This window comes from Fictibacillus sp. 23RED33, assembly GCF_015903925.1.
GTDB classification, from domain to species: Bacteria; Bacillota; Bacilli; order Bacillales; family Fictibacillaceae; genus Fictibacillus; species Fictibacillus phosphorivorans.
Genome location: NZ_JACZDX010000001.1, coordinates 928,799 through 951,302 on the forward strand (window position 1 = coordinate 928,799; position 22,504 = coordinate 951,302).

The 22,504-nt window shown below is 38.0% G+C and carries 24 protein-coding genes; 21 read left to right on the forward strand and 3 right to left on the reverse strand.

Annotated elements, in window-relative coordinates:
• The first annotated feature begins 31 nt into the window (after window positions 1-31).
• The 14 genes from IHV09_RS04910 to IHV09_RS04975 all read left to right on the forward strand — a co-directional run bounded on the left by IHV09_RS04910 (window position 32) and on the right by IHV09_RS04975 (window position 14,642).
• On the forward strand, window positions 32-1,708 hold the full coding sequence (locus IHV09_RS04910) for a sigma-54 interaction domain-containing protein (protein ID WP_197263768.1): 1,677 nt from the start codon (window positions 32-34) through the stop codon (window positions 1,706-1,708).
• Window positions 1,709-2,090: 382 nt separating this feature from the next.
• Complete coding sequence (locus IHV09_RS04915; RefSeq protein WP_197191236.1) at window positions 2,091-3,239, forward strand: acyl-CoA dehydrogenase family protein; 1,149 nt, start codon at window positions 2,091-2,093, stop codon at window positions 3,237-3,239.
• Between the two features lie 34 nt (window positions 3,240-3,273).
• Complete coding sequence (locus tag IHV09_RS04920; RefSeq protein WP_197127578.1) at window positions 3,274-4,551, forward strand: MFS transporter; 1,278 nt, start codon at window positions 3,274-3,276, stop codon at window positions 4,549-4,551.
• Window positions 4,552-4,591: 40 nt separating this feature from the next.
• Window positions 4,592-6,214, forward strand: coding sequence for a long-chain-fatty-acid--CoA ligase (locus tag IHV09_RS04925; protein ID WP_197263769.1), 1,623 nt, complete (start codon window positions 4,592-4,594; stop codon window positions 6,212-6,214).
• Window positions 6,207-7,100: a 3-hydroxyacyl-CoA dehydrogenase family protein gene (locus tag IHV09_RS04930; protein WP_197263770.1), complete on the forward strand. Its 894-nt coding sequence runs from the start codon at window positions 6,207-6,209 to the stop codon at window positions 7,098-7,100. Before IHV09_RS04925 ends, IHV09_RS04930 begins: the two co-directional genes overlap by 8 nt.
• 84 nt (window positions 7,101-7,184) lie before the next feature.
• Window positions 7,185-7,592 carry a PaaI family thioesterase gene (locus IHV09_RS04935; RefSeq protein ID WP_197263771.1) on the forward strand — a complete coding sequence of 136 codons (408 nt, stop codon included), beginning with the start codon at window positions 7,185-7,187 and terminating at the stop codon, window positions 7,590-7,592.
• A gap of 1 nt (window position 7,593) precedes the next feature.
• Window positions 7,594-8,769, forward strand: coding sequence for a thiolase family protein (locus IHV09_RS04940; RefSeq protein ID WP_197263772.1), 1,176 nt, complete (start codon window positions 7,594-7,596; stop codon window positions 8,767-8,769).
• A gap of 2 nt (window positions 8,770-8,771) precedes the next feature.
• The gene (locus tag IHV09_RS04945) at window positions 8,772-9,554 is read left to right on the forward strand and encodes an enoyl-CoA hydratase/isomerase family protein (RefSeq protein WP_197263773.1); all 783 of its coding nucleotides are present in this window, start codon (window positions 8,772-8,774) and stop codon (window positions 9,552-9,554) included.
• A gap of 23 nt (window positions 9,555-9,577) precedes the next feature.
• Window positions 9,578-9,979, forward strand: coding sequence for a PaaI family thioesterase (locus IHV09_RS04950; protein WP_197127584.1), 402 nt, complete (start codon window positions 9,578-9,580; stop codon window positions 9,977-9,979).
• A gap of 53 nt (window positions 9,980-10,032) precedes the next feature.
• Window positions 10,033-10,356, forward strand: a complete 324-nt coding sequence (locus tag IHV09_RS04955; protein WP_370568929.1) for a DUF3870 domain-containing protein — start codon at window positions 10,033-10,035, stop codon at window positions 10,354-10,356.
• A gap of 260 nt (window positions 10,357-10,616) precedes the next feature.
• Window positions 10,617-11,552 carry a glutarate dioxygenase GlaH gene (gene glaH / locus IHV09_RS04960; RefSeq protein WP_197263774.1) on the forward strand — a complete coding sequence of 312 codons (936 nt, stop codon included), beginning with the start codon at window positions 10,617-10,619 and terminating at the stop codon, window positions 11,550-11,552.
• Between the two features lie 27 nt (window positions 11,553-11,579).
• A complete protein-coding gene (lhgO, locus tag IHV09_RS04965) occupies window positions 11,580-12,791 on the forward strand; it encodes an L-2-hydroxyglutarate oxidase (protein ID WP_197263775.1) in 1,212 nt (403 codons plus the stop codon).
• A 131-nt stretch (window positions 12,792-12,922) separates the two neighbouring features.
• On the forward strand, window positions 12,923-13,669 hold the full coding sequence (locus IHV09_RS04970) for an SDR family NAD(P)-dependent oxidoreductase (RefSeq protein ID WP_197263776.1): 747 nt from the start codon (window positions 12,923-12,925) through the stop codon (window positions 13,667-13,669).
• 91 nt (window positions 13,670-13,760) lie between these two features.
• A complete protein-coding gene (locus IHV09_RS04975; protein ID WP_197263777.1) occupies window positions 13,761-14,642 on the forward strand; it encodes a cation diffusion facilitator family transporter in 882 nt (293 codons plus the stop codon).
• Here IHV09_RS04975 and IHV09_RS04980 read toward each other — a convergent pair whose 3' ends face one another.
• Window positions 14,643-15,008, reverse strand: coding sequence for a VOC family protein (locus IHV09_RS04980; protein WP_197263778.1), 366 nt, complete (start codon window positions 15,006-15,008; stop codon window positions 14,643-14,645).
• Between the two features lie 6 nt (window positions 15,009-15,014).
• A complete protein-coding gene (locus tag IHV09_RS04985; RefSeq protein ID WP_197263779.1) occupies window positions 15,015-15,755 on the reverse strand; it encodes a sulfite exporter TauE/SafE family protein in 741 nt (246 codons plus the stop codon).
• A gap of 116 nt (window positions 15,756-15,871) precedes the next feature.
• On the opposite strand from IHV09_RS04985, the gene IHV09_RS04990 reads away from it, so the two are divergent.
• The 5 genes from IHV09_RS04990 to IHV09_RS05010 all read left to right on the forward strand — a co-directional run bounded on the left by IHV09_RS04990 (window position 15,872) and on the right by IHV09_RS05010 (window position 20,651).
• The gene (locus IHV09_RS04990) at window positions 15,872-16,741 is read left to right on the forward strand and encodes a LysR family transcriptional regulator (RefSeq protein ID WP_197264140.1); all 870 of its coding nucleotides are present in this window, start codon (window positions 15,872-15,874) and stop codon (window positions 16,739-16,741) included.
• A 69-nt stretch (window positions 16,742-16,810) separates the two neighbouring features.
• Window positions 16,811-17,527 (forward strand): 2,3,4,5-tetrahydropyridine-2,6-dicarboxylate N-acetyltransferase, encoded by a 717-nt coding sequence (dapD, locus tag IHV09_RS04995; RefSeq protein ID WP_197127592.1) that lies wholly within the window; start codon window positions 16,811-16,813, stop codon window positions 17,525-17,527.
• Window positions 17,528-17,552: 25 nt separating this feature from the next.
• Window positions 17,553-18,677 carry an N-acetyldiaminopimelate deacetylase gene (locus IHV09_RS05000; protein ID WP_197263780.1) on the forward strand — a complete coding sequence of 375 codons (1,125 nt, stop codon included), beginning with the start codon at window positions 17,553-17,555 and terminating at the stop codon, window positions 18,675-18,677.
• A gap of 292 nt (window positions 18,678-18,969) precedes the next feature.
• Window positions 18,970-19,215 (forward strand): YkuS family protein, encoded by a 246-nt coding sequence (locus tag IHV09_RS05005; protein ID WP_197127594.1) that lies wholly within the window; start codon window positions 18,970-18,972, stop codon window positions 19,213-19,215.
• A gap of 116 nt (window positions 19,216-19,331) precedes the next feature.
• On the forward strand, window positions 19,332-20,651 hold the full coding sequence (locus tag IHV09_RS05010; protein ID WP_197127595.1) for a hemolysin family protein: 1,320 nt from the start codon (window positions 19,332-19,334) through the stop codon (window positions 20,649-20,651).
• A gap of 8 nt (window positions 20,652-20,659) precedes the next feature.
• Here the strand turns inward: IHV09_RS05010 and IHV09_RS05015 are convergent, their stop codons facing one another.
• Entirely contained in the window at window positions 20,660-20,863 is a 204-nt protein-coding gene (locus IHV09_RS05015) for a ChaB family protein (RefSeq protein WP_197191225.1), read from the reverse strand.
• A 252-nt stretch (window positions 20,864-21,115) separates the two neighbouring features.
• Here IHV09_RS05015 and IHV09_RS05020 point away from each other — a divergent pair, with 252 nt between their 5' ends.
• Together IHV09_RS05020 and IHV09_RS05025 are read left to right on the forward strand one after the other, a co-directional pair.
• On the forward strand, window positions 21,116-21,658 hold the full coding sequence (locus IHV09_RS05020) for a peroxiredoxin (RefSeq protein ID WP_066393264.1): 543 nt from the start codon (window positions 21,116-21,118) through the stop codon (window positions 21,656-21,658).
• 176 nt (window positions 21,659-21,834) lie between these two features.
• Entirely contained in the window at window positions 21,835-22,500 is a 666-nt protein-coding gene (locus IHV09_RS05025; RefSeq protein ID WP_197263781.1) for a potassium channel family protein, read from the forward strand.
• The last annotated feature ends 4 nt before the right edge of the window (window positions 22,501-22,504 follow it).

The following is a 22,504-nucleotide window of genomic DNA, read 5'->3' on the forward strand; positions in this document are numbered from 1 at the left end:
TTTACCAGACGACTTCTAAGGAGGGACATACATGCCAGCAATATTGGAGAAGGACACGATTTCTTTTTTCTATATAGAAGCAACTCTAAACAATGTAATCTTAATAATGAATGATCGATTGAAAGAAGAAATAAACAACACTGTTATAAATGAATCAATTGAAACAGTATTCGATGAGTGGAAACCAACATCAGGAGGCAATTTAATTCAAGCTCGTTTGAAGGATAAGAACTTTATTTTTATTAAAGATAAAATATCAGGTAATAGGTTTGTTTACGTAGGAATCGTTTCTGCTGAATTGGAAAAGAAGTCTGAAGAAGTGAAAGAACTTCAGAGATTGAATCTTCACCTTGATGCTATCATTGAAAGTTCATACGATGGCATTTATATAACAGATAAAGACGGAATTACGTTACGGACAAACTCTGCCATTGAACGAATAACAGGAATACCAAAGGAATATTACATAAATAAAAAAGTGGATGATCTAGTGAAAAGAGGAATTCTTGAAAACTCGATCACAGATAAAGTCATCCAAAAGAAGAAAAGTGTCACACACATTCAATTAAGCTATTCTGGACGCGAAACTCTACTTACAGGAAATCCTGTTTTTAATGAAAACGGTGAAGTTGAAAGTGTCGTTACCAATATACGTGATCTATCTGAATTAAACAGTTTACAAAAAGCACTTAGTCAGGCGAATAAGTTAAACGAAAGTTACCAAAAAGAAATAGAACGCTTAAAAGGGAGCGCATCTTTATTTGGTGGAAAAACAGTTGTTGAGGCGGATCAGATGAAACTTATCTACGATACAGCGAGTCGAATTGCGGATGTATCGGCAACTGTACTTATTTTAGGAGAAACTGGGGTAGGTAAGGATGTACTGGCAAAGTACATCTATAATAAAAGCGAGAGAAAAAGAAGTGGCACGTTTGTTAAAGTAAATTGTGGTGCTATTCCTCCTGATCTATTAGAATCTGAATTGTTTGGGTATGCACCGGGAGCCTTTACAGGTGCAAACAAACAGGGAAAACCAGGTTTGTTTGAATTAGCTGATAAAGGCGTATTATTTTTAGATGAAGTTGGAGAGATGCCGTCGAACCTTCAGGTGAAACTGTTAAAAGTTATTCAAGAAAAAGAGATTCAACGTGTTGGCGGAACAGTAACTAAGAAAGTGGATGTACGTATTATTGCTGCTACGAACCGTAACTTAAAAGAGATGGTGCAACTGGGGACATTTAGAGAGGATTTATTTTATCGACTAAATGTTGTTCCTTTATTCATACCAGCCCTTCGTGAAAGAAGGAAGGAGATCCCTAGTTTAATTTCATTATTTTTGGAACAAATCAACCAAAAGTACAACACAGCAAAAGTAATAGATTCAGAGCTCAATACTTTTTTTTACAAGTATTCTTTTCCGGGTAATATAAGAGAGCTTTCAAATGTATTAGAGCAGCTTGTCCTTCTTAACAGTGAGGATTTATTGGGACTGAGACATTTACCAGAGGAATATCAGTCAAGTAAAGCTTCAATGAATGAAACAGAAATTCAAACATTAAAAGAAGTTGTTGAACATGCAGAAAGAAAATATTTAAGTCAAGCAGCAATCAAATACACAACCACCTATGAACTTGCTAAAGCTCTTGATACAAGTCAGCCAACAATCGTAAGAAAACTAAAAAAATATAATATCCGTTTAAATGAGTAAATCGAGCCACTTCTTTTTGGAAGGGGCTTTTTGCTTTTAATAGTTATCAATGATTCATTTTTGAATCATTGATTCTTTTTTAAATCATAGAAGGAATATCCAATTTGTTACGATTTTGATTCATTTATGAATTCCGCTCTTTTTACTCATATTGTTATTCATGTTATTGAGAGATTAGTGCGGGAAAGATTCCCGAAACTTCTGCGGGGGTTCGCCGGACAACACGCGGATAGCGATCATGTGATACGGAAATCAGCACTTTATAGAGAAATCATGTATCTGATTTGCAGAAAAATGAACATTCTCTAGAGTTGGCATGGAAATTGCATATCTGTTAACTAAGAACTTTTTCATAATTTTTGTATTCAAAAGGAGGAAGAAAATGATTACGACATTAGCCCCAGAAATTGAACAGATGAAACAAATGGTGAAAAACTTTGTTGAAAACGAGGTAGAGCCTTATGCTCAACAAATTGAAGAGGATGATAAGATACCGCAACATTTGGTAGAACAAGCAAAAGAACTTGGTTTATTCGGGATGAGTATCCCAGAGGAATATGGCGGAATCGGTTTAAATACAGTTGGAAAAGCAACGGTGCTGGAACAGCTTGGACGCACTCACAATGGATTTGTGAGTTTAATAGGTGCTCATACCGGCATCGGAAGTACGGGACTTGTAAAACTTGCTTCGGAAGAGCTCAAGCAGAAATACTTACCAGCGATGGCGACAGGTGATAGGATCGCTGCGTTTGCTCTATCTGAACCTGGTGCTGGATCTGATGCGACGAACTTATCAACTCGAGCTGTGAAAAATGGTGATAAATGGATCTTGAATGGAACGAAACACTTTATTACCAATGCTCCGATCGCCGATTTTTTCACAGTCTTTGCTTTAACAGATAAAGAAAAAGGGGCTAAAGGCGGAATAACTGCCTTTTTGATTGAGAGGAATTCACCTGGATTTAGTATAGGGAAAAAAGATAAAAAAATGGGTTTACGTGGATCTTATACAGCGCAACTCATATTTGAAGATTGTGAAGTACCTGAAGAGAACGTGATTGGTGAAGTTGGTATGGGCTATATGTCTGCTTTAAAGATATTGGGAGAGGGACGAATAGGATTAGCTGCAAGAGCAGTAGGTTCATGTGACAAACTGATCGAGCTCTCTGCATCTTATGCAAAGGAACGGAAACAGTTTGGAAAACCGATTGCTGATAATCAAGCTATTCAATGGATGTTAGCAGATATGGCAACCGAAACGGAAGCCGCTCGCTTGTTAACGTTGAAAGCAGCGCAAATGGTCGATGAAGGAAAGAAAGTGATTAAAGAAGCTTCTATGGCTAAATTATTTGCAAGTGATGTGTTCAATAGAGTGGCCGATAAAGCTGTTCAAATTCATGGCGGAATGGGTTACGTTTCCGATTATCCTGTTGAGCGGTTCTACAGAGATGCAAGGATCACAAAGATTTATGAAGGGACCAATGAGATTCAACGGTTAATTATCTCGAGAAGAATTCTTGAAGAAAATTAAAATCCTTATCTAAATTACAGAAATGAGGGATTATATGCGTTGGATCGTCCTCGTTTTATTATTCTTTGGAATGATCATTAATTTTGCAGACAAGTCTATTATTGGACTTGCTGCAGCTCCAATTATGGAGGACTTTAATCTTTCCTATACGGAATGGGGTCTTGTTGGGAGCAGCTATTACTGGTTGTATCCGGTAACAGGTATATTTGGAGCAGCCTGGGCTGACAGAATAGGAGCTAAGAAAGTATTAGGATTACTGATGTTAACATGGGCAGTTCTGCAATTTGGAGTGTTAGCGATCACTGCCTTACCGTTATTAATTGCTTATCGTATCCTACTTGGAGCATTTGAGGGACCATTCAGCCCAGTGGCATATAGTCATGCGAATAAGTGGTTTCCTCCTAAACTGCGAGGTCTTGCTAATTCAGTAGTCGTATCAGGTGCAACAGTAGGTGCCATGGTGGTTGCCCCTATTCTTGTGGCATTGATTAGCACGTTGGGATGGAAACCTGCTTTTGCTTGTTTAGGTGCTGCAAGTATCGTTTGGGCGGTTGCTTTTCATTTTTTTACGAAAGAAAATCCATTGAAAGTATTTGAAGAAAAGGAGAAGAAGCGAAAGGAGAAACTAGAAAAAATCAATCTAAGAGATTTTGGCAGATTACTGCTATCTCCTTCTGCATTATTTACAACACTCGCTTACTTTTCAACATATTTCCTGGTAGTTTGGATCGCGGTTTGGCTGCCGATCTACTTAGTGGAAGTTGTGGAAATGACATCTAAGCAAATGGGTTTAGCCGTGATGATTATCGGTATAGTGTCCACGTTTATCTATATCGGAGTGTCTTTTATTTCTGATCATCTATACAAGAAAAATGAGAATTGGCGGATTTCCAGAGTTTATGTTGTAGGAATCTCTATGGTGATTGGAGCGTTATTAATGGCTTCTATTACCTTTTATCAAAATCCGGTATGGGTAATTATAGCCATGTGTTTGTCTAAGGGGTTAACTTATGCAATTTTACCAATTGGTCCAACCATTATGATCAACGAGATGCCAGAACGAGGAGGTTTAATGACCAGTATCCTCACTTCATCTGGCAATCTTGCAGGTATAATCGCGCCAATCATTACTGGATATATTATTGCGATCTCCGATTCTAGTAAGATTACCGGATATAACTATTCTGTGCTGTTTATGGCTTTTCTCGTATTGACTTTTGCACTGCTGTTTCTACTATTTGTTAAACCTGATTCCACGTACAAGGAAAGATCACAGGGTCAGATGGAAGTGTTAGAAAAGAAGGTCAATTAGTCTGATATGAATCTCGTAATTTTGTTGGGAGGGAATACGAATGAACGAGATCCAGAACCGTCCATGGGACAAATACTACCGAGATGTGAACGAAGCAATAGTGTTTCCAGAAGTATCACTCTACTCATTTTTAGCAGACTCAGAAAACAAATATGGAGACCAACCCGCTATAACCTTTAATGATCAAGTTATCACGTATTCGGAATTAAAGAACAAGACAGATCGATTAGCAAACAGTTGGAGAGACCGAGGTTTTGAAAAAGGTGAACGTATCGGTTTGATGTTAGGCAATCACCCTGATTATATCGTTTCTTACTATGCGGCCATGTCGTTAGGGTTAATCATTGTTCAAATTAACCCTTCTTATACACCAAGAGAATTTCTGCAAATTTTGGACGATGCAAAAGTTTCTTATATTGTTGCAGATAATCGGTCATTGCAAACCATCTATGAGATTGAAGAATTCTACCCTTTTAAATACGTTATGACATCCCAGGTAAAAAAACAAAAAACAGATTACTTTCTTACCTTGGACGAGCTCATTGAACAAGGTTCACCATTATACTGCCCAGTCGAGATCAAGGCTAAAGATGATATAGCTGTCATTCAATACACAGGTGGGACGACAGGTAAAATAAAAGGTGCCATGTTAACTCATCATAATTTAACAACGAATGCGTATCAGAGTTTTACGATGTATAGACAAAAATATATTCCAGGTAAAGAAACGGTCTTAACCGTAACACCGCTTTATCATGTTTATGCGATGACGAGTGCAATGAATGTGGGCATTTTCTTAGGAGCTAACCTGTTATTATTGGACAAGTTTGATATCGATAAAATGATGCAGGCGATAAAAAAATACAGACCTACTGTTTTTCCAGGTGTTCCTAAAATGTATATTTCAATCGCTAATTACCCAAATGCAGAGCGGTTTGGATTAAACAGCTTGAAAATATGTTCTTCAGGATCAGCTCCTCTTCCTGTAGAAGTAATTAGAAGATTTGAAGAGGTTTCTGGCGCGACAATTCTAGAAGGATTCGGAATGTCTGAAACATCTCCTACCACCCATCGAACTCCGATCAATGGAAAACGGAAGGTAGGAAGCATCGGTATTCCAGTTCCAGAAACCGATTGCTGTATAACGGATAATGAGCATAACCTTCTCGAACCAAACTACGTAGGTGAGCTGTTGATCAGAGGTCCTCAAGTTATGAAAGGGTATTGGAACAATGAATCCGAAACGAAACATGCGCTTGTGAATGGTTGGCTCCGCACGGGTGATTTAGCAACGATGGATCATGATGGGTACTTTTATATCGTCGGAAGAAAAAAAGAAATGATTATTTTTGGTGGATTTAATATTTATCCGCAAGAAATTGAAAGCGTTTTATATGATCATGAAGATGTGAAGGAAGCAGCTGTAGTAGGCATTCCAGATGAAATACATGATGAGTTCGTAAAAGCGTATGTTGTCCCTAAAGAAGGACGAACTATAGACACCGATGCACTGAAAAGTCATTGTTACTCCAATCTTACTCCATATAAAGTGCCAAAGAGTATTGAAGTGAGAGAAAGTCTCCCTAGGAATGGAGTAGGCAAGTTATTAAAAAGACTATTAGTTAAAGAAGAGATGGAAAAAGGAGTGAGAGTGAATGAATAATATGTCTATTCAAAGAGTAGCAGTCGTAGGTTCAGGTGCGATGGGATCACAGATTGCAATGGTATGTGCACTAGCTGGGTATCCTGTCGTACTGCAAGATATTCGTGAAGAAAGTCTTGTTAAAGGAAAAGAGCAATTAAAGAAGCAGATGGAAAAAAGAGTCACAAAAGGGAAGTTAACATCAAACGAGGTGAAGCAGGCGTTTAATCTCATTACCTTTACTAGTTCTTTAGATGAGTTATCAGAAGCGGATCTTGTTATAGAAGCAATCATTGAAAAGTTAGACGCGAAGAAAGAATTGTTTCAAAACGTAGAAAAAATAGTTTCAGAACAGACGATACTGGCAACAAATAGTTCAACGATTGTAAGCTCAAAAATTGCAGAAGCTGTAAGTCGACCAGAGAATGTATGTAATATTCATTTTTTCAACCCTGCACTTGTTATGGAACTTGTTGAAGTAGTAAAAGGACCACATACGTCGAATCAAACTTCTGAAAGATGTATGGATTTTGTTCGAAGCATTAATAAAGCCCCTGTATTGCTAAAAAAAGAAATTTCAGGATTTATTGCGAACCGTATCTTAGGAAAACTAATGGATGAAGCACTTTTTCTATATGAGAATGGTTATGCAACACATGACGAAATTGACTTAGTTTGCAAAAAAGCGCTTAATCATCCAATCGGTCCGTTTGCTTTAATGGATTTAACAGGTTTAGACGTTAATTATTATGTTCGAATGCAGAGGTTTGAGGAAAGTGGAGATGAAAACGAAAAGCCTTCAAAAGTTGTAGCTGAAAAAGTAAGAAAAGGAGAATTAGGTAAAAAGACAGGTAAAGGATTTTATGAATACGATGAAAAAGGAAGAAAAGTAGAAGTAGTTTTATAGTATTTATCTCTCCCATCAGTCTAACGGGCGTGAAGCACCATGTTCTTCTTCAGTTCTTAAAAATGGTTACGGGAGAATGAAATCATGATAAACGAAAGAAATTATAATTCACATTCAGCATTCTTTAATCATCTAGGAATAAAGATGGAACCAAATGAGAATAAGAATGTCATCATATCACTCAATATGAAAGAAGAGCATTGTAATGAGTCAGGAGTGTTATCAAATGGAATCTATTATACCCTGCTTGATATAGCACTTGGGACTTCGATTACAGAAATGAAAAATTGCTTTACGATAACGATTAACATGCATGTTCAAGTATATGAAAACAGGTATGTAGAGCAACTTACATGCAAAGGACGTTCTATTAATATAACCGGAAATATTGGAAGTGGAGTAGGAGACATATTTGATGAGAATGGAAATCATTGTGCTTCAGGTTCGGCTACTTTCAAAATCATTCCGGCAGGAGGGGAGCGTAAATACTAAAATGACTACACCTGTTATTGTGTCAGCTGTTAGAACCGCAATCGGCAAACAAGGAGGGGCTTTGGCGACACTTCCTTATTATATGTTCGGAGCAGAAGTAATGAGAGAGGCTGTGAGAAGAGCAGAAATTCAGCATCACGAGATCAATGATGTAATTTTTGGGAATTGTTTAAGTGGAGGAGGAAATCCAGCACGAATGACGTTATTACAAGCTGGAATACCATTTGAAGTACCTGGTATGACGATTGACCGTCAATGTGGTACAGGCATTAATGCAGTTGCTCTTGCAGCAGATCTTATCAAGGCTGGAAGAGGAAGTGTGTATTTAACTGGAGGAGTAGAAAGCATGTCCCGTTCTCCCTATCTATTATCACCAGCAACTAGAACGTATGACCGAAATCCTCCACAATTTATTAAGAGAAAACTCTCTCCTGACGACATTGGCGACCCACCAATGGGCATCACAGCTGAAAATGTTGCTGAAAAATATAAGATTACAAGAGAAGAACAAGACGAATATGCAGCTGAAAGTCAAAGACGTATGGCAAGGGCTATGGAAGAGGGATTGTTTGATAAGCAAATCGTACCTATTGAGATAAGAGGTAAGAAAGAAACATATGTTTTTAAACAAGATGAACATCCTCGCCATTCAACAACTATAGAAAGTTTATCCCCTCTTTCCCCTGTATTTAAAGAGGGTGGAACGGTTACAGCTGGAAATGCATCAGGTGTGAATGACGGTGCGTCTGCATTAGTGATGATGTCTCATGATGAAGCCCAGAAGCGCCATTTAACAGTACTTGCTGCAGTTGTAGATTCACAAGTTGCAGGAGTAGATCCAAATATGATGGGTATGGGTCCGGTTCCTGCAGTTAGAAAACTACTAAAACGAAACCAATTGTCGATCAAGGATATAGATTTTGTGGAATTGAACGAAGCATTTGCATCCCAAGTCCTAGCATGTAACCGTGAGTTGGAGATTCCAAAAGAAAAATTAAATGTTAACGGTGGTGCTATCGCGCATGGCCATCCAATTGCAGCGACAGGAGGGATTTTAATAACGAAAGCGGTCTATCATATGAATAAGACACGTGCCAAACGTGCGATTGTTACGGCATGTATCGGTGGTGGACAAGGGATAGCGATTTTATTAGAAAATACAAACGAGGTGAAGTAATCATGCAAACCTTTCAAAATATTATTGTTGAAAAATCTAATCAGCTCGCCTATCTAATTATAAACTTACCTGAACAGCGAAATGCGCTGAGTAAAGAAACACTCTTAGAGATAAAGAAAGCATTGGATGAGTTAAAGAGCGATGATCAAATTTACTGTATAGTATTTACAGGGAAAGGAGACAAATCATTTGCAGCAGGAGCAGATATTAGTCAGTTGAAAGACCGTGAGCCTTTAGATGTTTTCAATCCAGATGGAATGCAAGAAACGTATGATTATATTGAAGGTTTTGAGAAGCCGACTATTGCTATGATAAATGGATATGCTTTAGGCGGAGGATGCGAGCTTGCAATGGCATGTGATATTAGAATAGCTTCTCAAGATGCCAAACTTGGTCTTCCTGAATTGAATTTAGGTATTATTCCAAGTGCAGGGGGAACACAACGATTAGCGCGTTTAATCGGAAAAGGAAAAGCGATGGAACTTATACTGACTGGAAAAATAATATCGGCAGATGAAGCGGAAAGAATTGGCCTCGTGTCAGAAGTTGCACCAGCTAGACAATTGAAAGAATCCGTAGAGAGAACGGCACATCAAATCATATCTAAAGGACCGCTGGCAGTTAAGTTTGCTAAATTAGCCATTCATGCCGGTTATGATTCTGATATGAAAGCTGGATTATTAATAGAAAAGCTGGCTCAAGCTGTTTTATTTTCAACCGAAGATAAAAAGGAAGGAACAAGGGCTTTTCTTGAGAAAAGAGCTCCTGAATTCATGTCTAGATAGAAACGAAAGAAGGGACAAACGATATGCCATTAACAATCGATGAAATTCACAAAGAATTTGCGCATTGTCCATACCTTCACCACTTAGGTATAGAGATCGTATCTTTTGAAGAAGAAAATGTGAGGATAAAATTAAAAATAAAGAATGAATTGTTGAATACGAATGGTACCCTTCATGGGGGTGTATATGCCTCCATCATTGACTTCGTTCAAAGTATGCATCTTCGCTCTGTTACAAAGACGAGGTGTGTGACGATGAGTTTAACCGTTCATTTTACAGCACCAGTCAAAACAGGCTACATATATGCAGAGGCTCATATTATTTCTAAAGGTCATAAGACCGCTTTTGTGGATGGGGTAATTAAAGATGAGTACGGAAATGTTGTTTCAAAAGGAACAGGGACTTTTAAGTTGATTCATGTGTAGGAATAGTTGCATGAGGATGAAAGATAACACTTCAAATCTAGGAGGTGGTGATGTTGGAACGAACTAGAATGATTGCAGGTCATGCGAAGCTTCCTCAAGGTATGTCGGCGAGTGAAATTCATCAAACATTAACAGTTACTATTGAAACGGATCATCAATACTGGGTGATTCTAAATGCTTCATGTACTTTATCAACGCAACATGCTCAAAATTTTTTTAGTAGTTTATTAAAAGGGTTTAGTCTCATGGATGGGTGTGATCCCATTGTGAATACGATCGAAAGAAATTATCACGGAAAGGCAAAAACGGCATTAATAACGGCGGTAAAAGATGCCTATAAACAATATAGTGCAATAAGAGCAAAAACAGAGGTCTGATGGACTTGTTGAATTTCTGATTATTCAATTTATTTATTGACACAAGATAAAAACTGATTTAAAATGATATAAATATTACCCGTAGGTTGGTGTCCCCTACCACGGCTAGTAATAGTTAGTATGCAACTTATAATCAATAATAACTGTTAAGTCTATCGGACTTTTACCAAAAGCCAAAAGTAGACTACAAGCCAGTTTTATCATTTCCTAATGAAATGGTACAACTGGCTATTTTTGTGGAAAAAAAAGGAGGAAGAAAAATGAGCGTAACTAAAGAAAATGAGAAAACATTTGTAGGAACATACGGTACTTTTAAGGTGAATAGTCATCCGAATCATCAACGACTATATCATCTAGTCATTGAAAAAGATTCATTATTAGCATTTTTGACTGAAAATCAACTAGTGAATGCACAACAATTAGAGTACGTTCCTTATATGAGACTCGTATTATCGCAATCATTGGAAAGGCACTTAGGTAGTTCGTTTTCTGATACCGTTCGTTCCATATTACACGATCGGAATACAGGTGGTTTTACAGTCGGAATGCAAGGGTTAACTCAAAATTATGATGAGTATATTAAATTTTCAACTGCTTTATCTCACTTGATCGGGGGGGTAAACTTTGATGCGATGTCAGGAACCTACTACGCTAGATTTACAGTTAAAGATACAGACGAAAGTGATTCCTACTTAAGGCAAGCATATCGACGTTTTACTCTTCATACAGATGGAACGTTCGTAGATGAACCAACGGATTGGCTCCTAATGATGAAGTTTGCTGAAGAAAATGCGAAAGGTGGAGAGTCTCGGTTATTACATTTAGATGATTGGGAAGAGTTAGACCACTTTTCCAAACACCCCTTAGCTTCTTGTCGTATTGAATACAAGGCGCCAGCTAGTAAAAATGTTGTACAGAATGTTTATAATGAAACATTTTTTGAACATAATGGCAAACCATGTATCTGTTTTATTGATCAATTTGCTCATCCAACAACGATGCAGCAAGCTGTTTACTTGAAAAATCTATCTGAGTCAATGGAGAACAGCAAGAACACTATCGATCTCCCTCTCCCAGTAGGAGACCTTGTTATGGTGAACAATACATTCTGGCTGCATGGCAGAGCTGCATTTGAGAGAAATCCTGAGCTTCATCGTGAATTACTAAGACAAAGAGGCTATTTTGCTAGAGTGTAACACATACGAACATATCCGGAGGGGAAAATGACAGATATCGTAATTATCGGGGGAGGAATTGTTGGATTATCGACTGCGTACTCATTGAGCAAGCGATTTCCACACGCTCGTCTTATTGTATTAGAAAAAGAAGATTCATGGTCCAAACATCAGACAGGAAATAACAGCGGTGTCATTCATTCAGGCATTTACTATAAGCCAGGCAGTTTAAAAGCGAAATTTGCAAAAGAAGGAAATACAGAATTGATAGACTTTTGTCAGAAGCATAATGTGAACTATGAACAATGCGGCAAAATTATAGTGGCAACAAAACAAGATGAATTACCTCATATAAAAAATTTGTATCAAAGAGGTATTGCAAACGAGCTTGAACTATCAATGATTGGACCAGATCAAATAAAAGAAGAAGAGCCATATGTTCAAGGGATACAGGCAGTTAAGGTACCCTCAGCGGGCATTGTTGACTACAAGCAGGTATGTTTAGCTCTTGTTTCAACTTTAGAAAAGCATGGAGTTGAACTGCTTTTAAATACTGAAGTAAAGAGCATTGTTGAAAAATCGGAGCATGTAGACATTATCACAAATCAAAGAGAATTCACTGCTAGATATGTTGTGAATTGTGGAGGTCTACACAGTGATCGGCTCGCTAAAATGACGGGTTTAACACCAGATCTAAAAATAATTCCTTTTAGAGGAGAGTACTTCGAACTAAAGCCAGAAAAACAATATTTAGTTAAAAACTTAATATATCCTGTTCCGAATCCAGAGTTTCCTTTTTTAGGCGTGCATTTTACAAGAATGATAAACGGTGGTGTTGAGGCTGGTCCGAATGCAGTATTAGGATTAAAAAGGGAAGGCTATTTAAAACGTGATATTAACTTTAAAGATGCAGCGGAAATCATGCTGTATTCAGGTTTTTGGAAGATGGCACGTAAGTATTGGAAAGAAGGTACGGTTGAAATTTGGCGATCATTTAGTAAGAAAGCATTTGTGAAAAGTCTACAAGAGCTTGTACCTGACATTCAAGAAAGTGATATTATTCCTTCACCATCAGGTGTTAGAGCACAAGCTTTGCGATCCAATGGCTCATTAGTTGATGATTTTTTTATAGAACAGAGCAAACGGAGTATCAATGTGTGTAATGCTCCTTCTCCAGCAGCTACCGCATGTTTTCCAATAGGAAGGGAAATTGCTAGAAGAGTGCCTGAAATAGAGTATAATCTTTTTGCAGCAAAATAATAAGGATGTGAATAGAGAGAGTGTAAAAACACATGTTTTTATACTCTTTTTTTGTGTAAGTCTTTGATGAAAATAACAGAAAGAGGGGAAAGAATATTATATATTGATTATTAAATTAGGAGGAACTAATTATGGTTAAGACTAAAGGTACAGTATTGATTACAGGAGCTGCTGAGGGGATTGGAAAACAGATAGCACTTGATTTTGCTAAAGCAGGATGGAAGGTCTCGCTAATTGATTACAATAAAAATGAGCTTGAACATACATTTTCTGAAGTCCGTCAAATTCAAACAGATAGCATCTTTATTACATGCGATGTAAAAAATCCAGAGGAAATTATAAAAGCGGTATCAGAAACACATGATAGATTAGGTGGTCTGAACTGTGTGATCAACAACGCTGGTATTTCAAAATGGAAATCGCCATATGAATTAACAGTAGATGAATGGGATAACATTTTAAACACAAACTTGCGAAGTGTTTTTCTTTTTTCTAGAGAAGCTGCTAAGTACATGTCTCAGTCTGGAGGAGGTTCTATCATCAATATGGCCTCCACTCGTGCAGCAATGTCTGAGCCCCATTCCGAAGCATATGCGGCAACTAAAGGCGGAATTGTTGCTTTAACTCACGCCTTGGCTGCATCGTTCTCTGAAGATTTTATTACCGTGAATTCTATTAGTCCTGGCTGGATACATACAGGAGATTATAAGAAACTGCGTGAAGTTGATCATGATCAGCATCTCTCAAAAAGAGTGGGTATGCCAGCTGATATTTCAAGGGCATGCTTATTTTTAGCGCAGTCTGACAATAATTTTATTACCGGGGAAAATATTACGATCGATGGTGGGATGACTAGAAAAATGATCTATGAACATTAATGTTTCCTATAGGGAAAAAGATTGCTCTAGACCCACCCCCAATCCATTCTTTATGATGTAAAAGGTATTATTTAACGAAGGAGAATAGAGAATGCAATCTGATCAGCAAAAAAGAGTGGAACGCGGTGTTTATCTTAGTTTAGGAGCATATATCTTTCTATCAATAGTTAAACTGGTGTCAGGTATTTTCTATAATTCCGATGCATTAGTTGCTGACGGATTAAACAATGCTACTGACATAATCGCCTCTATCGCAGTATTAATAGGTTTGAAAATTTCAAGGAAGCCAGCAGATGAAGATCATCCTTATGGACACTTGCGTGCAGAAACGATTGCGTCAATGGTTGCTTCCTTCATTATGGTAGTTATCGGTATAGAAGTATTGATATCTTCTATTAAAAAGATGTTTAACGGAGTGGAGACGGAGCCTTCGCTGACGGCAGCCTTGATCGCCCTGTTTGGTGCAGCAGTGATGATTATCGTTTATTTGTATAATATAAAAGTTGCAAAAGAAACAGACAGCCAAGGGCTGAAAGCAGCCGCTCTTGATAACCGTTCAGACGCATTTGTCAGTATTGGAGCAGCAGTCGGAATTCTTGGCGCACAGATCGGCTTACCGTGGCTAGATCCAGCAGCAGCAGTTCTTGTTGGTCTGATCATCATTAAGACAGGTTGGGAGATTTTCACTGAAACCTCCCATAACCTTTCAGATGGCTTTGATTATGAAGAAGGCAAGGAAATGGAACACAAGATTTTAGATGTTGAAGGTGTAGAGAACGTGGGAGACCTGAAAGCTCGTAAACACGGTAACCGAGCTATTATCGATGTAACGATTAAAGTTGATCCCTCCCTTAATGTAGTGGAAAGTCACGAGATCACAGAAAAGATAGAAGACACGATTAAAGAAGCTTATAATGTCGAGAGTATACAAGTTCACGTTGAACCAGAGGACGGAAAGAACAAAGATAATTAATTAAAGTGAAGAGGGCTGAATGAATTCTATCCGATTTCCGAAGGGATCTCGTATCGTAAAGCGTGAAAATCCAGGAAACGGCAGTTCTTGTTGTATCGGTACTTGATGAAGAGCCAAATGATCTTTGAAACTTGTGAGGTCATCGACTAAAATGGCCGGGTGATGTTTACCTTTGTAAACCTGATCTTCCACTCCAATGTGTAGTTGTTGATGACCGAATTGGAACCACATCCCACCATTTTTTCGAAGAGCATCTGGTTTTGGAATTTCTTCAAGTTGCAGGATTCCTTTATAAAAAGCTCGTGCTTCATCTTCCTTTTCTCGTGGAATACATATTTGGACATGATGGATACCTGTTATTTTCATGGTTTATTACCTCCATTGAATAATTAATTGAATAATTAGCAGAACAGTTACAGTCCTCATAAGGATTGTAACTTGTTTTGTTTTTAAATGAGGTGCAAGTTTTACCGCAGCTTGAGCACCGCATATACTTCCAATCGTAAGCGGTATAGCCACACTCCACATATAATGTCCTGCCCATAAATAAGTGAATACAGCCCCTGTACAGCTTAAGAACGTATTGAATCGTGTAAATGAGACGGTGCGAATATAGGAAAAGCCGTTTCGCATAAAAAGCTGCATCTGCAAGGTACCTTGACCTGGACCGAATAAGCCGTCATATGCCCCGATGCCAAAAAGGTAAGGATACTTACTCGGAGGGAGCTGTTTGATCTCATCATTAGGATCTTTTTCTCTATTTGTTTTTAGAAAAGTTAAGAAGAGTGCACACGTGAGTAAGAAAAGTGCGATGATGGTTAAATTCTCTCTAGAGATTAATGAAGCAGTCAAGCCACCTGCAATTCCCCCTAGTAGACTGATAACACCAGAAATGATGTAAGGGGAAAGCTTTGTATCATTTTTTCGTAAGAGAACAAAAAAGCTTGAAAAAGAACTGAACATATTGGCAAATTTATTCGCTGCAATCGCAGAGTGGACTGGAACACCTAACAATAACATGATAGGAAAATTGATCATGCCGCCACTTCCAGAAAGAGTGCCGATAAAAGTCGCTACAAACCCAACGAATATTAGGATATACAGTGTTTTCACATCCCTTCATTTTCCCTTTACATATCTATCCTATGTTAAGGTATACTTAAAATAAATTACATAAAATAGATATTTTTCAATAAGTAAAACTTATCATAGTAAAAGAAGGAGAAATGATGCAGTTATCTGAATTTCGTATTTTAAAAGTTCTTGCTGAAGAATTAAACATGAGAAAAGCATCTGAGCGGCTTTATGTATCTCAACCAGCTCTTAGTCAGCGACTTCAAACGATTGAAAATAATTGGGGAACCATCATTTTTATTCGTTCTCAAAAAGGATTGAATTTAACGCCCTCTGGAGAAAAGATTCTTGCTTTTGTAACGGAAGTTCTTCAAAAAGAAGAACTTGTAAAAGAAGAACTTCAATCTCTTTCAGAGCATGTTCACGGCACATTAAAGCTTGCGGTTGCCTCAATCATAGGTCAATATTGGTTGCCCCATGTGTTAAAGGAGTATGTAAATCTATACCCTCATGTAAATATATCACTTATTACGGGTTGGAGTTCTGAAATCATTAAACACCTTTATGAAGATAAGATCCATCTTGGCATTGTAAGAGGAAATCCAGAGTGGAGAGGCAGTAAAGAGCATATTTTGTCAGATCATTTATACTTAGTAGATACGACGATTTCATCCATTGACGAGCTTTCTGATACGACTAAACCATTTATTCAATTCAAGAGCCATTCAACTTATTATCAAGAAATACAAGATTGGTGGCACACTCATTTTAAAACTACACCGCAAAAGACGATTGTTGTTGACCAGATTGAAACGTGTAAGCAGATGGCGCTAAATGGAATTGGTTATGCGATTCTCCCATCGATCAGTCTTCGACCAGAGGATGATATATTTAAGATTCCATTAACAGATAAAAAGGGTAATGCCATTAAACGAGATACTTGGCTCATTCATCACGGTACGGGATCGGAGCTAAAACAAGTGAATGTGTTTATGGATTTGATTCGAAAACTAACCAATGAATAACGTTTGAATCTTTCTATATTTAGTGGTTTAATACAATACAGAATGACTTTTAAGGAGGAACTACCAAACATGAAAATGATGGATGCAAACGAAATTATCTCATTTATCCAAAATGCAACAAAATCTACACCCGTAAAAGTTTACGTAAAAGGAAATCTTGAAAATATCGAATTCGGACAAGATACGAAAGTGTTCCCTTCAGGCAACACGGCTGTTTTATTCGGCGAGTGGAAAGATATTGAAGCTGCGTTAAAAGCAAATGAAAGCAACATTGAAGACTTCGTGATCGAAAATGATCGTCGTAATTCGGCGATTCCATTGTTAGATATGAAAAACATTAAAGCTCGTATTGAACCAGGTGCCATCATTCGTGACCAAGTCGAGATCGGTGACAATGCTGTAATCATGATGGGTGCTTCCATTAACATCGGAGCAGTAATCGGTGAAGGAACGATGATCGACATGAACGTAGTACTTGGTGGACGAGCTACTGTAGGAAAGAACTGCCACATCGGTGCAGGAACTGTTCTTGCAGGTGTAATCGAACCACCTTCAGCAAAACCAGTAGTTGTAGAAGACGATGTAGTCATTGGAGCGAACGTAGTTGTTCTTGAAGGCGTTACGGTAGGTAAGGGCGCAGTTGTAGCTGCAGGTGCCATTGTGATCGAAGACGTAGAACCATACACAGTGGTTGGTGGAACTCCAGCTCGCGTATTAAAAAAGATCGACGAAAAAACAAAATCAAAAACAGAAATCAGACAAGAGCTACGTCAGTTAAACGACTAATTTTTAGTGTAGGAGATGAGAGAAGATGAAATCATTGCTTGAGATAAGAAAAGACTTGCACCGTATACCGGAGCCAGGATTTTTAGAGTTTAAAACGCAGAGATATATCCTTGATCTCATCTTCACTTTTCCTCAGGACCATTTAGAAATTCATACGTGGGAAACAGGCATATTTGTAAAAGTAATCGGAAGAAATCCATCTAAAACGATAGCTTATCGAACAGATATGGATGGATTACCTATTGTCGAAGAAACAGGCTATGAATTTTCCTCTCTTCACGAAGGAATGATGCATGCTTGCGGTCATGATCTTCATATGACGATCGCGTTAGGGTTATTGGCTCATTTTGCGGAGAACCCAATAGATGATCATCTGTTATTTATCTTTCAGCCTGCTGAAGAAGGACCAGGGGGAGCTCTCCCAATGCGAGAGAGTGAGCTGTTTAAGCAGCTAAAACCTGACATGATTACAGCGCTTCACATTGCTCCGGAATATCCGGTCGGCACGATTGCTGTAAAAGAAGGTTTGTTATTTGCTAATACTTCTGAACTTTTTGTTGATCTGATCGGAAAAGGCGGCCATGCTGCTTATCCGCATTTAAGTAATGACATGGTAGTCGCAGCAAGCCATCTTGTTACACAGTTGCAGTCGATCATCTCACGTAATATTGATCCACTGGATTCAGCTGTTGTAACGATCGGTAAGATCACTGGTGGAACGAAGCAAAATATCATTGCAGAAAAAGCAAGACTCGAAGGCACTATTCGAACGTTATCTCCAGAAGCGATGGATAAGGTTAAAAAGAGAATTGAAGCACTCGTTAAAGGTATTTCAGGCAGTTTTGAATGTGAGACTGCAATAGATTACGGTTCAAACTATCGTCAAGTTGATAATGAACCTATTCTAACTAGAGAATTCATGGAATTTGCAAAACAGCAAGAAACTGTGAATGTTATTGAATGTAAAGAAGCTATGACCGGGGAAGACTATGGATATTTTTTAGAAAAAATCCCTGGTTTCATGTTCTGGCTAGGGGTTGATACCCAATATGGTCTTCATCATTCAAAGTTAAAACCGCAAGCAGAAGCCATTCAGCATGCGGTAGATCTATTAGTTCAATATTTCCACTTTAAAGGGAATAGAATGTAGGGAAACGGCCAATCGGCCGTTTTTTCTTGCTCATTTCCCTAATTTCAGTCTCCTTATCACACTCAATTCACGAATTTTTCTCTCCAATCCAGAAATATTAACCGTCAATCCAAAAGTTTTAATACGCAATCCACAAGTTTCGGGACTCAATCCAAAAGTTTTTATGATTTATCCGCGAGTCGACACTTTACGCCATATATCTACATGCGTGTCTCAACAGAAACACTTCATTTCTGCATTACATATTCCCATTATGAGTTGGAAACATTAAGAAAGGTAAGGAGGTGGGAATATGGCTAGAATTGGTGTAGAACAATCATTATCAAACGTCTCAGATGCATTGCGATCAAAGGGACATGATGTTGTAGAACTTCGACAAGAGCAAGACGCTAACGGCTGTGATTGCTGTGTAATTTCCGGACAGGATCAGAACATTATGGGCATTCAAAATGCAGAAACTCAAGGATCTGTATTGAATGCTCATGGTATGTCAGCAGATGAAGTATGTCAGGCTGTTGAGAGCAGATTACAATCATAACACTCCTGGGGACAGCCATGCTGCCCCTTTATTTCTGTTTAACGCACGTTTTAACAGGGAATTAATTGACCAATCATAAAAAAATATGTTGTTTAGCAGCAGATGGGGAGGTCCATATGCCAATCTTTAATGTAATCATGATTATTTTACTTATCGTCTTAACCGCATTTTTTGTAGTTACTGAATTTGCCATTGTGAAAGTACGTAGGACGCGAATAGACCATTTAGCTTCCGAAGGTAATAGTAAAGCGATCGCTGCACAAAAAGTAATCGGCAATCTTGATGGCTATTTGTCAGCTTGTCAGTTAGGGATAACCATTACAGCACTAGGACTAGGTTGGTTGGGTGAGCCGACTGTTGAGATCTTTTTACGACCATTGTTTGAAAATGCAGGATTGAATGAAGGACTAACGCATACGCTCTCATTTTCAATCGCTTTCTTTTTAATTACCTTCTTGCACGTGGTATTGGGCGAATTAGCTCCTAAAACAGTCGCAATTCAAAAAGCTGAAATGGTCTCGTTGGCTACAGCAAAACCAATTATCCTATTTTATAAGGTCATGTACCCTTTTATCTTCTTACTAAATGGTTCAGCGAATCTTTTAACACGAGTTTTCGGTATAAGTCCAGCTAGTGAACATGAGGTCGTACATACGGAAGAAGAGTTACGTCTTATCCTTTCAGAAAGTTTACAAGGTGGAGAGATCAATCAATCCGAATACCGGTATGTGAACAGAATTTTTGAATTTGATGACCGTGTAGCGAAAGAGATTATGATACCGCGAACTGAAATGGTCTGTTTATTCTTAGAGAATAGTTGTGAACAGAACATGGCGATCATGCGTGAAGAAAAGTTCACGAGATATCCTGTTGGCCATGATGATAAGGATCATATCGTTGGTATTGTAAACATTAAGGAATTTTTCAATGAAAATTTCAGCAAAGAAAATTTTGATTTAAATGATTATATTCGCCCTATCATTACGGTCCATGAATCAATACCGATCCAAAAGCTCTTGGTCAAAATGCAAAAAGATCAGACTCATATGGCGGTGCTCGTAGACGAGTATGGTGGGACTGCAGGAATTGTAACGGTTGAAGATATATTGGAAGAGATCGTCGGGGAAATTAGAGATGAATTTGATATTGATGAAGAACCAGAGATTCAACAAGTTGATCAAAATCAAACGGTAGTGGATGGAAAAGTGCTCATTTCACAAATCAATGAACTATTCGCATTGGATATTGATAATAGTGAAATCGATACAATTGGAGGTTGGGTTCTAACAAGATCAGTTGATTTAGAAACTCATCACTCGTTTAATTATGAAAGTTATCGCTTTACGATTTTGGAGCTGGATGGCAGACAGATAAAAAAAATCGGAATTGAAAAAATATTAGAAGATAAAAATACTGATACAAATAAAGACTCCTGAACGATGTTTCAGGAGTCTTTGCTTTTCCATTGTCCATTTTTTGTTTTTTCGTATTTGTGTTTTACTGCGCTCCATGCTACCTTGTGTGCGGTTTCTTCTTCTTTATACTCTTGGAGTGCAGAATTAAAAGCCTCTTTATAGATTTCCTGACCGTGGTGGGGGAGATGATCTCTTACTCCCTCAGGTAGATCTTTAAGCGAATCATACGGCATATTTATCCCTCCTATAGGATAAAGCGTTCCCGTGGAATCCTCAATGTAAACTCTTTATTGAGAATGAAAAGCATCTGAAATGAGCGGATAATTTCACATTTATAGTTTAAGTTGCTATGATTAAGGAGAAATTAAGTCGTGGGAATACCTTTCCTTATTTAAATTAATTATTATTTAACATTGACTAAAAATAAGGACTGTACTATAATTACCCATGTAAATAAAACAGTTTTTTTGGAGGGATTTTCACCTATGGCAGAACGTATGGTAGCAAAACAAGCACCTAGATTTGAAATGGATGCAGTATTACCAAACAAAGAATTTGGAAAAGTTAGCTTAGAAGAAAACATGAAGAATGACAAGTGGACTGTTCTTTTCTTCTATCCAATGGACTTCACTTTCGTTTGTCCTACAGAAATTACATCACTTAGCGACCGTTTTGACGAGTTCGAAGATTTAGATGCTGATGTAATTGGTGTTTCTACTGATACAATCCACACTCACAAAGCTTGGATCAACACACCACGTGACATGAACGGTCTTGGTGAGTTGAAATATTCTCTAGCAGCTGATACAAACCACACTGTAGCTCGTGATTATGGTGTTCTAATCGAAGAAGAAGGTATTGCTCTTCGCGGTTTATTCATCATTTCTCCAGAGGGTGAATTAATGTACTCTGTTGTTAACCATAACAACATTGGCCGTGATGTTGATGAAACGTTACGTGTACTTCAAGCACTTCAAACAGGTGGACTTTGCCCAGCAAACTGGAAGCCTGGTCAAAAGACTCTTTAATCGTCAAATCGTGTATATTTCATAACCCAAGACGTTGTTCTTGGGTTATTTTTATAATTAATAATGAAAACGTGAACATATTCTGTATTTTTTACATAAGAGGTATTAGTTAGATATTGATTTGTAAATAATGTGGTAAAATAAGGCTATACCGCGAAAGATTGGAGTGAGGGACTGTGAAAAAGCAATATGCTGTAATCGGACTAGGTCGTTTTGGCGGTAGTATGTGTAAAGCATTAGCCGATCAAGGAATGGAAGTTCTTGCGATTGATATTGATGAAGATCGAGTGAATGAGTTTTCAAACGTTGTGACGCACGCTGTAATTGCAGATTCTACAGATGAAGGAGTATTGAAAAGTCTTGGGATACGGAATTTTCAGCATGTAGTGGTCGCGATTGGTGACAATCTTCAGTCGTCCATTCTTACAACACTCATTTTAAAAGAGATGGGTGTAGAAAAGATTACGGTTAAAGCTCAAAATGATTACCATGAAAAGGTGTTAAGAAAGATCGGAGCAGATAAAATTATTCACCCTGAGCGAGACATGGGTGTTAGAATTGCTCATCAAATCGTATCAAACAACGTTCTTGATTATTTAGAGCTATCCGACGAACATAGCATCGTTGAATTAGTAGCAAGTAAGAAGATGAACAATAAATCTTTGATACAGTTAGACATTCGGGCAAAGTATGGCTGTAACGTTGTAGCTGTTAAAAGAGGAAAAGACATCTTCGTTTCTCCACAAGCTGATCAGAGCATTCACCAAGGAGATGTATTGATTGTAATCGGTGGAGATAAGGACATCAACCGCTTAGAAAAACAAATGGCTAATGAAGAATAAAAAA

What these genes read in the sequence shown, in the direction of transcription:
- IHV09_RS04970 (WP_197263776.1), top strand. Translation starts at nt 12,923, where the DNA reads ATGGTTAAGACTAAAGGTACAGTATTGATTACAGGAGCTGCTGAGGGG.
- IHV09_RS04950 (WP_197127584.1), top strand. Translation starts at nt 9,578, where the DNA reads ATGCCATTAACAATCGATGAAATTCACAAAGAATTTGCGCATTGTCCA.
- IHV09_RS04935 (WP_197263771.1), top strand. Translation starts at nt 7,185, where the DNA reads ATGATAAACGAAAGAAATTATAATTCACATTCAGCATTCTTTAATCAT.
- IHV09_RS04930 (WP_197263770.1), top strand. Translation starts at nt 6,207, where the DNA reads ATGAATAATATGTCTATTCAAAGAGTAGCAGTCGTAGGTTCAGGTGCG.
- IHV09_RS04945 (WP_197263773.1), top strand. Translation starts at nt 8,772, where the DNA reads ATGCAAACCTTTCAAAATATTATTGTTGAAAAATCTAATCAGCTCGCC.
- IHV09_RS04920 (WP_197127578.1), top strand. Translation starts at nt 3,274, where the DNA reads ATGCGTTGGATCGTCCTCGTTTTATTATTCTTTGGAATGATCATTAAT.
- glaH (WP_197263774.1), top strand. Translation starts at nt 10,617, where the DNA reads ATGAGCGTAACTAAAGAAAATGAGAAAACATTTGTAGGAACATACGGT.
- IHV09_RS05010 (WP_197127595.1), top strand. Translation starts at nt 19,332, where the DNA reads ATGCCAATCTTTAATGTAATCATGATTATTTTACTTATCGTCTTAACC.
- IHV09_RS04980 (WP_197263778.1), bottom strand. Translation starts at nt 15,008, where the DNA reads ATGAAAATAACAGGTATCCATCATGTCCAAATATGTATTCCACGAGAA.
- IHV09_RS04925 (WP_197263769.1), top strand. Translation starts at nt 4,592, where the DNA reads ATGAACGAGATCCAGAACCGTCCATGGGACAAATACTACCGAGATGTG.
- IHV09_RS05000 (WP_197263780.1), top strand. Translation starts at nt 17,553, where the DNA reads ATGAAATCATTGCTTGAGATAAGAAAAGACTTGCACCGTATACCGGAG.
- IHV09_RS04990 (WP_197264140.1), top strand. Translation starts at nt 15,872, where the DNA reads ATGCAGTTATCTGAATTTCGTATTTTAAAAGTTCTTGCTGAAGAATTA.
- lhgO (WP_197263775.1), top strand. Translation starts at nt 11,580, where the DNA reads ATGACAGATATCGTAATTATCGGGGGAGGAATTGTTGGATTATCGACT.
- IHV09_RS05005 (WP_197127594.1), top strand. Translation starts at nt 18,970, where the DNA reads ATGGCTAGAATTGGTGTAGAACAATCATTATCAAACGTCTCAGATGCA.
- IHV09_RS04975 (WP_197263777.1), top strand. Translation starts at nt 13,761, where the DNA reads ATGCAATCTGATCAGCAAAAAAGAGTGGAACGCGGTGTTTATCTTAGT.
- dapD (WP_197127592.1), top strand. Translation starts at nt 16,811, where the DNA reads ATGAAAATGATGGATGCAAACGAAATTATCTCATTTATCCAAAATGCA.
- IHV09_RS05020 (WP_066393264.1), top strand. Translation starts at nt 21,116, where the DNA reads ATGGCAGAACGTATGGTAGCAAAACAAGCACCTAGATTTGAAATGGAT.
- IHV09_RS04915 (WP_197191236.1), top strand. Translation starts at nt 2,091, where the DNA reads ATGATTACGACATTAGCCCCAGAAATTGAACAGATGAAACAAATGGTG.
- IHV09_RS04940 (WP_197263772.1), top strand. Translation starts at nt 7,594, where the DNA reads ATGACTACACCTGTTATTGTGTCAGCTGTTAGAACCGCAATCGGCAAA.
- IHV09_RS04910 (WP_197263768.1), top strand. Translation starts at nt 32, where the DNA reads ATGCCAGCAATATTGGAGAAGGACACGATTTCTTTTTTCTATATAGAA.
- IHV09_RS05015 (WP_197191225.1), bottom strand. Translation starts at nt 20,863, where the DNA reads ATGCCGTATGATTCGCTTAAAGATCTACCTGAGGGAGTAAGAGATCAT.